The sequence below is a fragment of the Nocardioides conyzicola genome (assembly GCF_039543825.1).
In the GTDB taxonomy this organism is placed as follows: Bacteria; Actinomycetota; Actinomycetes; order Propionibacteriales; family Nocardioidaceae; genus Nocardioides; species Nocardioides conyzicola.
The window spans coordinates 293,082-306,257 of sequence record NZ_BAABKM010000001.1 but is presented as its reverse complement, the minus strand read 5'-3'; the positions used below and the strand labels follow the sequence as shown (position 1 = coordinate 306,257).

General features: G+C 73.3%; 12 protein-coding genes and 1 riboswitch. Of the genes, 9 read left to right on the top strand and 3 right to left on the bottom strand.

The window, feature by feature from the left end; genetic code table 11:
- Positions 1 to 32 precede the first annotated feature (32 nt).
- Positions 33 to 1,469: an MFS transporter gene (locus tag ABEA34_RS01520; RefSeq protein ID WP_345518519.1), complete on the bottom strand. Its 1,437-nt coding sequence runs from the start codon at positions 1,467 to 1,469 to the stop codon at positions 33 to 35.
- A gap of 57 nt (positions 1,470 to 1,526) precedes the next feature.
- On the opposite strand from ABEA34_RS01520, the gene ABEA34_RS01515 reads away from it, so the two are divergent.
- From ABEA34_RS01515 to ABEA34_RS01475, 9 genes are all read left to right on the top strand, one after another.
- Complete coding sequence (locus ABEA34_RS01515) at positions 1,527 to 2,018, top strand: winged helix-turn-helix transcriptional regulator (protein ID WP_345518517.1); 492 nt, start codon at positions 1,527 to 1,529, stop codon at positions 2,016 to 2,018.
- 9 nt (positions 2,019 to 2,027) lie between these two features.
- Positions 2,028 to 2,324 (top strand): Asp-tRNA(Asn)/Glu-tRNA(Gln) amidotransferase subunit GatC, encoded by a 297-nt coding sequence (gatC, locus tag ABEA34_RS01510; RefSeq protein ID WP_345518516.1) that lies wholly within the window; start codon positions 2,028 to 2,030, stop codon positions 2,322 to 2,324.
- Positions 2,324 to 3,844, top strand: coding sequence for an Asp-tRNA(Asn)/Glu-tRNA(Gln) amidotransferase subunit GatA (gene gatA / locus ABEA34_RS01505; RefSeq protein WP_345518515.1), 1,521 nt, complete (start codon positions 2,324 to 2,326; stop codon positions 3,842 to 3,844). Before gatC ends, gatA begins: the two co-directional genes overlap by 1 nt.
- Positions 3,841 to 5,334: an Asp-tRNA(Asn)/Glu-tRNA(Gln) amidotransferase subunit GatB gene (gene gatB / locus ABEA34_RS01500; RefSeq protein ID WP_345518514.1), complete on the top strand. Its 1,494-nt coding sequence runs from the start codon at positions 3,841 to 3,843 to the stop codon at positions 5,332 to 5,334. Before gatA ends, gatB begins: the two co-directional genes overlap by 4 nt.
- A gap of 100 nt (positions 5,335 to 5,434) precedes the next feature.
- Positions 5,435 to 5,584, top strand: a riboswitch (cobalamin riboswitch).
- A 113-nt stretch (positions 5,585 to 5,697) separates the two neighbouring features.
- Positions 5,698 to 7,275, top strand: coding sequence for a prenyltransferase/squalene oxidase repeat-containing protein (locus tag ABEA34_RS01495; RefSeq protein ID WP_345518513.1), 1,578 nt, complete (start codon positions 5,698 to 5,700; stop codon positions 7,273 to 7,275).
- Between the two features lie 2 nt (positions 7,276 to 7,277).
- Positions 7,278 to 8,150, top strand: a complete 873-nt coding sequence (locus tag ABEA34_RS01490; RefSeq protein WP_345518512.1) for a hypothetical protein — start codon at positions 7,278 to 7,280, stop codon at positions 8,148 to 8,150.
- Positions 8,147 to 9,253 carry an energy-coupling factor transporter transmembrane component T gene (locus ABEA34_RS01485; protein WP_345518511.1) on the top strand — a complete coding sequence of 369 codons (1,107 nt, stop codon included), beginning with the start codon at positions 8,147 to 8,149 and terminating at the stop codon, positions 9,251 to 9,253. Before ABEA34_RS01490 ends, ABEA34_RS01485 begins: the two co-directional genes overlap by 4 nt.
- Positions 9,250 to 10,821 carry an ABC transporter ATP-binding protein gene (locus ABEA34_RS01480; RefSeq protein WP_345518510.1) on the top strand — a complete coding sequence of 524 codons (1,572 nt, stop codon included), beginning with the start codon at positions 9,250 to 9,252 and terminating at the stop codon, positions 10,819 to 10,821. The genes ABEA34_RS01485 and ABEA34_RS01480 overlap by 4 nt, the downstream gene beginning before the upstream one ends.
- Entirely contained in the window at positions 10,818 to 11,633 is an 816-nt protein-coding gene (locus tag ABEA34_RS01475) for an ECF transporter S component (RefSeq protein ID WP_345518508.1), read from the top strand. Before ABEA34_RS01480 ends, ABEA34_RS01475 begins: the two co-directional genes overlap by 4 nt.
- On the opposite strand, the gene ABEA34_RS01470 is transcribed toward ABEA34_RS01475, so the two are convergent.
- Together ABEA34_RS01470 and ABEA34_RS01465 are read right to left on the bottom strand one after the other, a co-directional pair.
- Positions 11,620 to 12,780, bottom strand: a complete 1,161-nt coding sequence (locus tag ABEA34_RS01470) for a PQQ-dependent sugar dehydrogenase (protein WP_345518506.1) — start codon at positions 12,778 to 12,780, stop codon at positions 11,620 to 11,622. The genes ABEA34_RS01475 and ABEA34_RS01470 overlap by 14 nt on opposite strands.
- Before the next feature lie 69 nt (positions 12,781 to 12,849).
- Complete coding sequence (locus tag ABEA34_RS01465) at positions 12,850 to 13,071, bottom strand: hypothetical protein (RefSeq protein ID WP_345518504.1); 222 nt, start codon at positions 13,069 to 13,071, stop codon at positions 12,850 to 12,852.
- Positions 13,072 to 13,176 lie beyond the last annotated feature (105 nt).

Genomic DNA, 13,176 nt, shown 5'->3' with positions numbered 1-13,176 from the left:
TCAGGGTCGCGGTTGTCCGGCTCGTCGGCACGTCACCCGGTTTCCCGGGTGCTCGCCGGGGCAAACGGAGCCGGCTCGGCCTCGGCGACGGGGCGACGGCGGCTCGCCTCCATGGCGTACGCCGATGCGGCGGCCAGCACGGACGCGGCCGCCACCACCAGCCAGGCGGCGGTGAAGGTCCCGGAGGCCGGCCCCGAGCCGCCGAGCATGCTCACCAGGATGCTGACCCCGAGCACCAGGCCCAGCTGCCGCGACATCGAGATCACCCCGCCGCCGGTGGACGCCTGGGCGGGCGGCAGCGTGGACGTCGCTGCGGCGATCAGGTTGGGCATCACCAGTCCGACCGCGATGCCGACGACGGCCCAGCCCGGGAAGAACGTGGTCCAGTACGACGGCTGCTCGTCGAGCCGGACCGCCATCAGGGTCGCACCGGCCGCGGCGACCAGGGCGCCGACCGTGACGAGGAGGCTGGGGCGGGCTCGCGGGAAGAGCCGCTGCGACAGGATCGAGGTGACCGGCACGAACAACGGGCCGGCCGCGACCGCGAAGCCGGTGCGGAGCGCGGAGTAGTCCCAGACCTGCTGCATCCACAGGATGCCGGCGAGCAGGCTGATGCCGAAGCCGGTGTTGAAGACCAGGGTCGCGCCGTTGGCCCAGGCGAAGGCGCGCACCCGCAGCAGCGCAGGGTCGACGACCGGCGACGGGTGGTGCGCGGTCTGCCACGCGAACGTCGCGAGCCCGATGGCGGCGACCGCGAAGGAGCCCAGCACCCCGGCGGTGCAGCCCCAGCTCGGGCCCTGGACGAGCCCGAGCACCAGCGCGCCGACGGCGACCGCAAGGACCAGGGCGCCGGTGAGGTCGGGGCGGGGCGCGCCGACGTTGTGGCGGACGTCGGGGACGTAGCGGATCGCGCCGGCGATCAGCGCGAGGCCGATCGGCACGTTGATCCAGAAGGCCCAGTGCCACGACAGCTGGACCAGGCCACCGCCGACCGCGGGACCGAAGGCCGCCGCGAGGGCGCCGGTCGTCGCCCACAGCCGAGCGGCCGGGGCCTTGCGCTCGGGCGGCAGCGCGGCCAGCAGCAGCCCCAGGCTGGCCGGCGTCATCGCCGCGGCGCCGACGGCCTGCAGCCCGCGGAAGGCGACCAGCTCCCAGACGTTCCCGCTCAGCGCGCACGCGGCGCTGGCCGCCGTGAACACCGCGATGCCGAGCACGAAGCCTGCCTTGCGGCCGTAGCGGTCGGTGAGCCGCCCCATCGGGACCAGCAGCGCGGCGAAGATCACGGCGTACGCGTTGAGGATCCAGCTGAGCTGGGAGAGCGTCGGCGGGTGCGCGGCGGCCGCGAAGTCGTGGCCGATCTCGTCGAAGGCGACGTTGACGATGAAGAGGTCGACCCCGGCGAGGAAGGCGGAGCCGACCAGGATCGCGGTCACCAGCGCTTGCCGGCGTACCTGACTTTGGTTGTTCATAGCCAGAACCCAAGCACCTGACTATGGAAAGGGCAAGCCAGGTCGTACGATGAGGTCATGCCACCAGTCCGGACAGCAGGCAGCCTCGCGGAGCGGGGAGACCGACCCCTGGGCGATCGCTGCCCGATCGACCGAGCCATGCAGGTCGTCGGCAACCGGTCCGCCGTGCTGCTCGTGCGCGAGGTCTTCTACGGGTCGACGCGCTTCGACTCGCTCGTCGCGCGGGTCGGGGTCACCGAGGCGGTCGCGGCCCGTTGGCTCAAGGAGCTGGTCGAGGCCGGCGTGCTCGCGAAGGTGCCCTACCGCGAGCCGGGCCAGCGCACCCGGCACGAGTACACGCTCACGGAGGCTGGACACGCGCTGATGCCGGTCGTCCTGGGACTCCTGGAATGGGGGGCCGCCTGGGCGGGGACGGGCGGCGGTCCGGAGGTCAGCCACCTCGGCTGCGGGGAGCCCGTGCACGTGGCCGTCCGCTGCGCCGCCGGTCACGACGTCGCCGAGGACGAGGTCGTGGTGACCGGCCGACGCGCCGATGCTGCTCTCTCCTAGGATTGGTTCATGCCCGAAATCACGCGCGACGAGGTGGCGCACCTGGCGGACCTCGCCCGGATCGACCTCTCCGACGCCGAGCTCGACCATCTCGCACCGCAGCTGTCGGTGATCCTGGAGTCGGTGGCGTCGATCAGCGCCGTCGCCAGTGAGGACATCCCGCCGACCTCGCACGCGCTGCCGCTCACCAACGTCTTCCGCGAGGACGTCGTCCGCCCCAGCCTGACGCCCGAGCAGGCGCTCTCCGGCGCCCCGGCCGTCGAGCAGCAGCGCTTCTCCGTGCCGCGGATCCTGGAGGAGGACTGATGTCGCTCATCCACCGCACCGCCGCCGAGCTGGCCGACGCGCTCGCCGCCGGTGAGACGACCTCGGTCGAGCTCACCCAGGCCTACCTCGACCGGATCGCCGCCGTCGACGGCGCCGTCCACGCCTTCCTGCACGTCGACGCCGAGGGCGCGCTCGCCCAGGCCGCCGCGTCCGACGCCCGTCGTGCGTCCGGCACGCTGCTGTCCGCCCTGGACGGCGTACCGATCGCGGTCAAGGACGTGCTCGCCACCGAGGGCCTGCCCACGACCTGCGGGTCCAAGATCCTCGAGGGCTGGATCCCGCCGTACGACGCGACCGTCGTGCGCCGGCTCCGTGAGGCCGGTCTGCCGATCCTCGGCAAGACCAACATGGACGAGTTCGCGATGGGCTCCTCCACCGAGCACTCGGCGTACGGCGCCACGCACAACCCCTGGGACCTCGACCGGATCCCCGGCGGCTCCGGCGGTGGCTCGGCCGCGGCCGTCGCCGCGTTCGAGGCACCGCTCGCGATCGGCACCGACACCGGCGGCTCCATCCGCCAGCCCGGCGCCGTCACCGGCACGGTCGGTGTGAAGCCGACGTACGGCGGGGTGTCCCGCTACGGCCTCGTCGCCCTGGCCAACTCGCTCGACCAGGCCGGCCCGGTGACCCGGACCGTGCTCGATTCGGCGCTGCTGCACGAGGTCATCGGCGGCCACGACCCGATGGACTCCACGAGCATCGACCAGCCGCTGCCCGACCTGGTGGCCGCGGCCAAGCAGGGCGCTACCGGGGACCTGACCGGTCTGCGGGTCGGCGTGATCAGCGAGCTCTCCGGCGACGGCTGGCAGCCGGGCGTGATGGCCCGCTTCCAGGAGTCGGTCGACCTGCTGGTCAAGGCGGGCGCCGAGGTCGTCGAGGTCTCCTGCCCGCACTTCGTGCACGCGATGGCGGCGTACTACCTGATCCTGCCGGCGGAGGCGTCGAGCAACCTCGCGAAGTTCGACGCGATGCGCTACGGACTGCGGGTCTGGCCCGAGGGCAAGCCCGACGCGAGCGCCGAGGAGGTGATGCGCGCGACCCGCGACGCCGGCTTCGGTGACGAGGTGAAGCGCCGGATCATCCTCGGCACGTACGCGCTGTCCAGCGGCTACTACGACGCCTACTACGGCCAGGCCCAGAAGGTGCGCACGCTGATCTCGCGCGACTTCGAGGCGGCCTTCGAGAAGGCCGACGTGCTGGTCTCGCCGACGGCGCCGACCACGGCGTTCAAGCTGGGGGAGAAGCTCGACGACCCGATCGCGATGTACCTCAACGACCTCGCGACGATCCCGGCCAACCTCGCGGGCGTGCCCGGCATCTCGGTGCCCAGCGGCCTCGCCGAGGAGGACGGCCTGCCCGCCGGCTTCCAGATCCTGGCGCCGGCGCTGGCCGACGACCGCTGCTACCGGGTCGGTGCCGCCCTCGAGGCCGCCCTGCTCGAGCAGTGGGGCGGACCGCTGCTCGACCAGGCCCCGACCCTCGAAGGAGCAGCCCGATGACCGACACCCTGGTGGGCTTCGACGACGTGCTGGCGTCGTACGATCCGGCGCTGGGCCTGGAGGTCCACGTCGAGCTCAACACCAACACCAAGATGTTCTGCGGGTGCCCCGCGGTCTTCGGCGGCGAGCCCAACACCCAGGTCTGCCCGACCTGCCTCGGCCTGCCCGGCGCGATGCCGGTGGTCAACGCCAAGGCGATCGAGTCGGCGATCCGGATCGGCCTCGCGCTCAACTGCGAGATCGCGGACTGGTGCCGCTTCGCCCGGAAGAACTACTTCTACCCGGACATGCCGAAGAACTTCCAGACCAGCCAGTACGACGAGCCGATCGCGTTCGAGGGCTACCTGGACGTCGACGTCGACGGTGAGACCGTCCGTGTCGAGATCGAGCGCGCCCACATGGAGGAGGACACCGGGAAGTCGCTGCACGTCGGCGGCGCGACCGGTCGCATCCACGGCGCCGACCACTCGCTGGTCGACTACAACCGCGCCGGGATCCCGCTCATCGAGATCGTCACCAAGCCGATCCGGGGGATGGGCGAGAAGGCGCCGGCCGTGGCCCGGGCGTACGTCTCCCAGCTGCGCGACCTGATCCTCGCCCTCGGTGTCTCCGAGGCGCGGATGGACCAGGGCAACCTGCGTGCCGACGTCAACCTGTCGCTGGCGCCGAAGGGCTCCAACGTGCTCGGCACCCGCACCGAGACCAAGAACGTCAACTCGTTCCGCTCGGTCGAGCGCGCGGTCCGCTACGAGATGCAGCGGCACGCCGCCATCCTCGACGCCGGTGGCTCGATCCTGCAGGAGACCCGGCACTGGCACGAGGACACCGGGGTCACGACGAGTGGTCGCGAGAAGTCCGACGCCGACGACTACCGCTACTTCCCCGAGCCCGACCTGGTGCCGGTCGCGCCGTCGCGCGAGTGGGTGGAGGAGCTGCGCGGCACGCTGCCGGAGAACCCGCTGCTCAAGCGGGCCCGCCTGCAGACCGACTGGGGCTACACCGACCTCGAGATGCGTGACGTCGTGGCCGCGGGCGCGGTCGGCCTGATCGAGGAGACGGTCGCGGCCGGCGCCTCGCCGCAGGCGGCCCGCAAGTGGTGGCTCTCCGACCTCGGTCGTCGGGCCAACGACGCCGGTCTCGACATCACCGACCTCGACGTCACGCCCGCCCAGGTGGCCGCCGTACAGGCACTCGTCGACAGCGGCTCGCTCAACGACAAGCTCGCCCGCCAGGTGTTCGACGGGCTGCTCGCCGGCGAGGGGACTCCCGAGGAGATCGTGGCGGCCCGTGGCCTTGCCGTCGTGTCCGACGAGGGTGCTCTCTCGGCCGCCGTCGACGCGGCGATCGCCGCCAACCCGGACGTCGCCGACAAGATCCGGGACGGCAAGGTGGCCGCCGCCGGCGCCCTGATCGGCGCGGTCATGAAGGAGATGCGCGGCCAGGCCGATGCCGGCCGGGTCCGCGAGCTGGTCCTCGAGAAGCTGTCCTGAGGGGCGCCTGCTGCGTCGAGTGACGCGGATTCGCCCTCAGCAGACCGTTCTGAGGGCCGATTCACGTCACTCGACGGGATCTGGCGGCGACCACAGGCTCCGGGAAGGGCCGGGTTATGCTGCGCGGGCACATCAACGCACGCCCGTGGCGGGGGAAGCCGGTGAGATTCCGGCGCTGACCCGCAACCGTGGGTCGTCGGTCCTTGGGCCGACGACGAGCCGGAGCACCCGACACGACGCGTCCTGATCACATCGCTGTCGTGGAAAGCAGCGGGTGGCGACCCGAGGAGCATCCTCGAGCACCTCCCGCTGAGCAGCGGGAAGGACACCATGCTTCGCTCCGTACGACGTGGGGCCGCCCTCGTGGCCGTCCCCACACTGGCCCTCGCGGCGCTCGCCGCCACCCCGGGGACCGCCTCGGCCGCCGGGACCGACCCCGTCGCCGCCGACTCTGCGGCCACCTGGCTCACCTCTCAGCTGAGCAGCGGGATCGTCCACAACGACCAGTACGACTTCGACGACCTCGGCCTGAGCGCGGACGTCGCGCTCGGCCTGCACCGCATCGGCGGCCATGACGCCACGGTGTCGGCCATCGCCGACGCGATCGAGCCGCGCGCCCACGACGAGTGGTACACCTCGACGTACGAGGGCCAGACGACGCTCTACGCGGGCTCGCTCGCGAAGGCGGCCGTGCTGGCCCAGGCGGCCGGCAGCAGCACCGCCGACTTCGGTGGGCACGACCTGATCGCCGAGCTCGAGAGCCGGGTGGGGTCGACCGCGCCGATCAACGGGCGCGTCGTGGACGAGAACAACGAGTACGGCGACACCAACGCCTTCGGCCAGGCCTACGCCGCGCAGGCGCTCGTCGCCGCCGACAGCCCCAAGGCCGGTGCGGTGACCAACTACCTGCTCGAGCAGCAGTGCGCCGCGGGCTGGTTCCGGCTGGACTTCCCGTCCCGCAGCTCGGAGATCCAGACCTGCGAAGGCGACGCCACGAGCCAGCCCGACACCGACGCCACCGCGATCGCCGTCCTCGCGCTGACCTCGCAGTCCGCGGACGTCGACGTGGCGGAGAAGCTGGCACTGGCCAAGAGCTGGCTCGAGTCGAGCCAGAAGGCCGATGGCTCCTTCGGAGGTGGCCCGTCCACCGAGGCGGCCAACGCCAACAGCACCGGCCTCGCCGGCACGGCGCTCGCCGCCCTGGGCGACACCTCGGCTGCCGCCAAGGCCGCCGTCTGGGTCCGCGCGCACCAGGTCACGAATGCCGGATCCTGCACGACGTACGCCGCGGCCGACACCGGGTCCATCGCGTACGACGACACCGCGCTGAGCGAGGTCGACACCACCCCGATCGCGGCCGAGACCGCGGACCAGTTCCGCCGAGCGACCGCGCAGGCGCTCCCGGTCCTGCAGTGGGCGCCGGCCGGCCCGGGCGTCTCCGCCCTCTTCACCGCCGAGTACGTCAAGGCCGGCACCAAGCCGCGCGTCGGCGTCGTCGGTGCCGCTCCCGGCGAGACCCTGTGCGCAGCCGCCGGCACCCAGAAGGTCGCCCGCGTGGCCGACGCCAACGGCGAGGCGCAGTTCCCGATCGCGCTGGGCGCGAAGACGGCCACGACCCGGGTCACGATCTCGACGGCTGGCGGCGTCGCTGACACGGCGACGATCAAGGCGCTCGGCGCGAAGAAGCTGCCGATCAAGCTCAAGGCCAAGGTCCGCAAGGGCACGACCCAGACCGTCAGGGTCACCGGGCTCGCGCCCGGCGAGACGGTCAGGGTCAAGCTGCTCGGCAAGACCAGGAGCGGCCAGGCCACCAGGAAGGGCGTCTTCGTCGCCTCGGCGAAGGCGACCGGCAAGTACGGCAAGCCGGGCACCTTCAAGGTCACCGTGGTCGGCGAGTTCGCCAACCGCAAGGGCAGCAAGACCTTCAAGGTCGTCCGCTGACCATGTCCCACGGCGTACGCCTCGCCGCCGCGTGCCTCCTGGCCGCGGCGGCGAGCGTCGTCCCTCTCTCGGGTGCCGAAGCCGCGACCTGCTCCACCGGCGACGGGGTGAGCGTGGTGGTGGACTTCCACGAGCTCGGCGGCGGGGTGCAGACGGCCTGCATCGCCGACGGTGGGGGGAAGGCCGCCTCGACGCTCTTCGAGGCCGGCGGCTTCGACCTGTCCTACGTCCAGCGCCAGCCGGGCTTCGTGTGCCAGGTGGACGCCAAGCCGAGCAGCTCCTGCGTCAACACCCCGCCGGCCGACGCCTACTGGGGACTGTGGTGGTCGGACGGGACCTCGGGCCAGTGGACCTACGCCACCCGCGGCGCCGGCTCCCAGACCGTCCCCGACGGCGGGTACGTCGCGTTCTCCTGGAACGGCAGCTCCTCGCGGTCCGCCCCCGGTGTCAGTCCGGCCGCGCACCACGCGGCGCCGACGCCGACCAGCAAGCCGACGACCAGGCCGAGCGTGAGGCCGACCCACCACGCGAGCGCCGCACCCACGAAGAAGCCCTCCAGCACGACGTCGGCGGCGCCGTCGGAGTCATCGGGCACGCCGACCTCTCCCAGCCCGTCGGTCACGACCCTGGCGCCCGGCAAGGTCGGCCAGCCGACGAAGTCGCCCGGCGGCGTGGACGGGGAGATGCTGCCCGAGTCGACGTCGACGTCGACGACCCCGTCGCCGCTCACCTCGACGGCCGCCGACCCCGCCGACCCCGCCGACCCCGCCGACGGCGGCCTGCCGACCTGGGTCGGCCCGGTCGTCGTGGTCGGGCTGTTCGCCGCCGGGGGCGCCGTCGCCGTCGTACGCCGACGGAGGAACCCGTCCCCGTGAGCCGCCCCCGCGACCTGCACCCGGTGGCCTGGTGGCTGTGGGCCATCGGGCTGGCGGTCGCCGCGTCGCTGACCACCAACCCGCTGGTCCTGCTGATGCTGATCGGCGTCGCCGCCCTCGTGGTGTCCCTGCGGCGCTCGGAGCAGCCCTGGGGCCAGTCCTTCCGGATCTACGTCTGGCTGGGCGTCGCGATCGTGGTGATCCGGGTGGCGTTCCGGATCGTCTTCGGCGGCTACTTCGGCGGCCGGGTGCTGCTCGACCTGCCGGCGATCCCGCTGCCCGACTGGGTCGCCGGCATCACCCTGCTCGGACCGCTCTACTCGCAGGCGCTCCTCTTCGCGCTGTACGACGGGCTCCGGCTCGCGACGATCGTGATCTGTGTCGGCGCCGCCAACTCGCTGGCCAACCCCAAGCGGCTGCTCCGCTCGGTGCCGCCGGCCCTCTACGAGATCGGGACGGCCCTCGTGGTCGCGGTGAGCGTGCTGCCGCAGTTCGCCGACAGCCTGCGCCGGGTGCGCGCGGCACAGGCGCTCCGGGCGGGGGAGACCGGCCGGGTCGCCTCGCTGCGCCGCCTGCTGGTGCCCGTGCTCGAGGACGCCCTCGAACGCTCCCTCGCCCTCGCCGCCGGGATGGACGCCCGCGGCTACGGCCGCGCCGGCGCAGCGACGCGCGCGCAGCGTCGTACGACCGGCGCCCTCATGCTGACCGGCCTGGTCGGCATCTGCGTCGGGACCTACGCCGTCCTCGACCACACCGCACCGCGCGTCCTCGCGCTGCCGATGCTCGGACTCGGGGTCGCCGCCGCCGTCGCCGGCCTGCGCAGCGCCGGGCGCCGCGTCGAGCGCACCCGCTACCGGCCCGACCCGTGGCGCTGGCCGGAGCTGGTCGTGGTCGCCTCGGGCCTCGTCGCCGGCGGCCTCGGCTGGTGGGTGAGCGGCCACCAGGTCGTGGTCGCCTACCCGCCCCTCGACGCGTTCCCGGCCCTCAGCGTCGCGGCCCTCGCCGTCGGGGTCGTCGCCCTCCTGGGTGCCCTCTGCTCACCGCCCGCGGCGCGCACCGACGTCGTCCCGGTCGTCCCCGTCCTCGAGGAGGTGGCGGCATGATCGAGCTCCGCGGGATCGCCTTCTCCTACGACGACGCGCCGGCCGTGCTGACCGACGTCGACCTGGTCGTCGACGAGGGCGAGCTGGTGCTGGTCTCCGGGCCGACCGGCGTCGGCAAGTCCACGCTCCTCGGCGTCGTGACCGGGCTGGTGCCGCGCTTCTCGGGCGGCACCCTCGACGGCGACGTGCTGCTGGACGGCGTCAGCATCGTGCGCACGCCGCCCCGCGAGCGCGCCCACGCGATCGGGTACGTCGGCCAGAACCCCGCCGCCGGCTTCGTCACCGACACGGTCGAGGAGGAGCTCGCCTACGGCATGGAGCAGCTCGGCCTGCCGCCGGAGACGATGCGCCGCCGCGTGGAGGAGACCCTCGACCTGCTCGGCATCGCCGAGCTGCGCCACCGCGACCTGCGCACCCTCTCGGGCGGGCAGCAGCAGCGCGTCGCGATCGGCTCGGTGCTGACCATGCACCCGCGGCTCCTGGTGCTCGACGAGCCCACCTCCGCGCTCGACCCGACCGCCGCCGAGGAGGTGCTCGCGACGCTGACCCGGCTCGTGCACGACCTCGGGGTCTCGGTGCTGCTGGCGGAGCACCGGCTCGAGCGGGTCATCCCGTTCGTCGACCGGATGTGCCTGCTCACCGGCGACGGCCGGGTCACCGTGGGGGAGCCCGGCGAGCTGCTGGTCACCTCGCCCGTGGTGCCGCCGATCGTCGAGCTCGGCCGGGCCGCCGGCTGGAGCCCGCTGCCGCTCAGCGTCCGCGACGCCCGCCGGTTGGCCCGCGACCTCACCGCCCGTCTAGGCCCGCCGCCCGTCCCGGTCGACGCGCCGGCCGCCACGGCGGTCGCCGTCCGCGGTCTCGAGGTCGTGCACGGCCACACCGTCGCCGTACGCCACCTCGACCTCGACCTCGGCTCCGGCCGGGTGACCGCGCTGATGGGCCGCAACGGCTCCGGCAAGTCGTCGCTGCTGTGGGCGGTCCAGGGCAGCGGACGGCGTACGGCGGGCCGGGTCGACGTCGCCGGGAGCGACCCCGCCGCGCTCGCCCCTGCCGGCCGGCGCGCGCTGGTCGGCCTGGTGCCGCAGAACGCCGCCGACCTGCTCTACCTCGAGACCGTCGACGAGGAGTGCGCCGCCGCCGACGGCGGCAGCAGCGCCTGCCGCGGCCTCCTCGACCGGCTGGTGCCCGGGATCCCCGGTGGCCAGCACCCGCGCGACCTCTCCGAGGGTCAGCGGCTGGCGCTCGCGCTCGCGCTGGTGCTCGTGTCCCGGCCCCCGGTGCTGCTGCTCGACGAGCCGACTCGGGGCCTCGACTACGCGGCCAAGCGTGTCCTCGCCGGCATCCTCCGCGGCCTCACCGCCGACGGGTGTGCCGTGCTCGTCGCCACGCACGACGTGGAGTTCGTGGCCCAAGTCGCCGACGACGTCGTCGTGCTGGCCGACGGCGAGGTCGTCTCGTCCGGCCCGGTGCGTCGCGTCGTGGCCGAGTCGCCGGCGTTCGCGCCGCAGGTGACCAAGGTGCTCGGCGCGCCGTGGCTGCGCGTCGACGAGGTCGTGGCGGCCCTGTGAAGCTCGATCACCACCGGGCAGCCGTCCGCATCTCGCCCCGCTCGGCCCTGGTGCTCGCCGTCGCGTCGGTCGCCGGACTGATGATGCTGTGCTGGCCGCTCCTGCTGCGCGCGGGCACCGGCGAGCGCGTCGACCCGCCGTTCGTCTTCCTCGCCCTGCTGCCGATCGTGATCGCGGTGGTGCTCGCCGAGCTCAACGAGGGGGGCCTGGACCCACGGGTGCTCGCCGTCCTCGGCGTGCTGAGCGCCGCCAACGCCATCCTGCGTGGCATCTCCCCGGGTACGGCGGGGGTCGAGCTCACGTTCTTCCTGCTGATCCTCGGCGGCCGGGTCTTCGGGCCGGGCTTCGGCTTCGTGCTGGGCTGCACCTCGCTCTTCGCGTCCGCCCTGATGACCGCCGGCGTCGGGCCGTGGCTGCCCTACCAGATGCTCTGCTCCGCCTGGGTCGGGATGGGCGCCGGGCTGCTGCCGCGCCGGCTCACCGGGCGTGCCGAGATCGCCGCGCTGGCGGCGTACGGCGTGGTCGCGTCCTACGCGTTCGGGCTGCTGATGAACCTGTCCGGCTGGCCGTTCATCGCCGGCATCGCGGTCGAGGGGCACGAGGGGTCGCTGTCCTACGTGCCCGGCGCGGAGCTGGCCGACAACCTGCACCGGTTCCTCGTCTACACGGTGCTGACGTCCACCGGGAGCTGGGACACCATGCGCGCGATCACGACCGCCGTCGCGATCGTGGTGCTCGGGCCGGCGATCCTGGCCACCCTGCGACGGGCGGCACGGCGCGCCACCGTGACCGGGGTCGTCAGGGCTCGATGACCAGGATCCGGTCGTCGCCGTCCTGCGGGTCACCGCGGCCGTCGGTGTTGCTGGTGGTCACCCAGAGCCGCCCGTCGGGGGCGACCGCGACGGTGCGCATCCGGCCGTAGGTGCCGACGAAGAAGGCCGTCGGGTCCTTCGCCCGGGTGCCGGTCACGTCGACCCGCCAGAGCCGCTCGCCCCTGAGCGAGGCCATCCAGAGGTGGCCGTCGAGCCAGGCGAGACCGGACGGCGAGGCCTCGTCGGTGTCCCAGACGAGCTCGGGGTCCTGCAGGGAGCTGTCCCCGTCGCCCATGCCCTCGACCATCGGCCAGCCGTAGTTGTTGCCCTCGCCGATCAGGTTGAGCTCGTCGTAGGTGTCCTGCCCGAACTCCGAGGCCCAGAGCCGGTCCCGGTCGTCGAACGCGAGGCCCTGCACGTTGCGGTGCCCGTAGGACCAGTACGGGTTGCCCTGCACCGGGTTGCCCGGCGCGGCCTCGCCGTCGGTCGTGATCCGCAGGATCTTGCCGGCGGGGGTGTCCTTGTCCTGGGCGAGCTCCCCGTTGCCGGTCTCGCCGGTCGAGGCGTAGAGGTAGCCGTCCGGGCCGAACGCGAGCCGGCCGCCGTCGTGGATGAAGCCCCGCGGGATGCCGTCCAGGATCGTCGTCGGCGTGCCGAGCCTGCCGTCCTCGAGGGTGGCCTTGACGATCCGGTTCTCCGTGGCGGTGCTGTAGTAGAAGAACAGCAGGTGGTCGGTCGCGAAGTCCGGCGAGACCGCGACGCCGAGCAGCCCGGCCTCCCCGCCCTGGTCACCGAGGCCCACGGCCTCCGACAGGGTGCCGACCTCGCTCACGTCGTACGACGGGCTCGTGAGCAGGAGCACCTTGGTCGTGTCGCGCTCCGTCACGATGGCGTCGCCGTCGGGCAGGAAGCCGATGCCCCAGGGTGCGGCCAGGCCGGTCGCGATCGTGTCGACGACCTTCGGGGGCGTCGTGTCGGCGGACGGCGACCCGCTCGTCGACGGGCTCGCGGGCGGCGACGCGCTGTCGGTGGTCTGCGTCGGCGACGATGCGGTCGCGCCGGGCGCGTCGCTGCCGTCGTCGCTGCAGGCGGTCAGACCGGTGGCGGCGAGGACCGTGGCGCTGGCCAGGGCGGCGAGGCGTCTCATGGCCCGACCCTAGCGAGTGCGGCTGAACCCACCGGGCGGCCAGGGAGAGGCAGGTCCCGCCCGGTGGGCTCAGCCGTGTGCAGCCTGGGCTGCGACCTCCGGCGCCGGGGAGGGGCCAGCTGCGGCCAGGAAGTCCTCGACGTCGTTGAGCTCCGCACGCCGTTGTGCGAGAGCGGTGGAGGCGATCATGGCGTTGCGACGGGAGCGCTGCTGGGACTCGACCGGCCACCGGCGTACGGCGTCCACGGCCCGTCCGACCGGACGAGCGGCACGACGCGGTAGCAGGTGCATGACGGGCTCCCCATGTGTGTCCCGAGTGACAACGTGCGCTCCACGCTAGGGGCCGGCCGCTTCGCTCGGGTCAACGTCGTGTGACGGTTGCGTGAACTCGGTCAC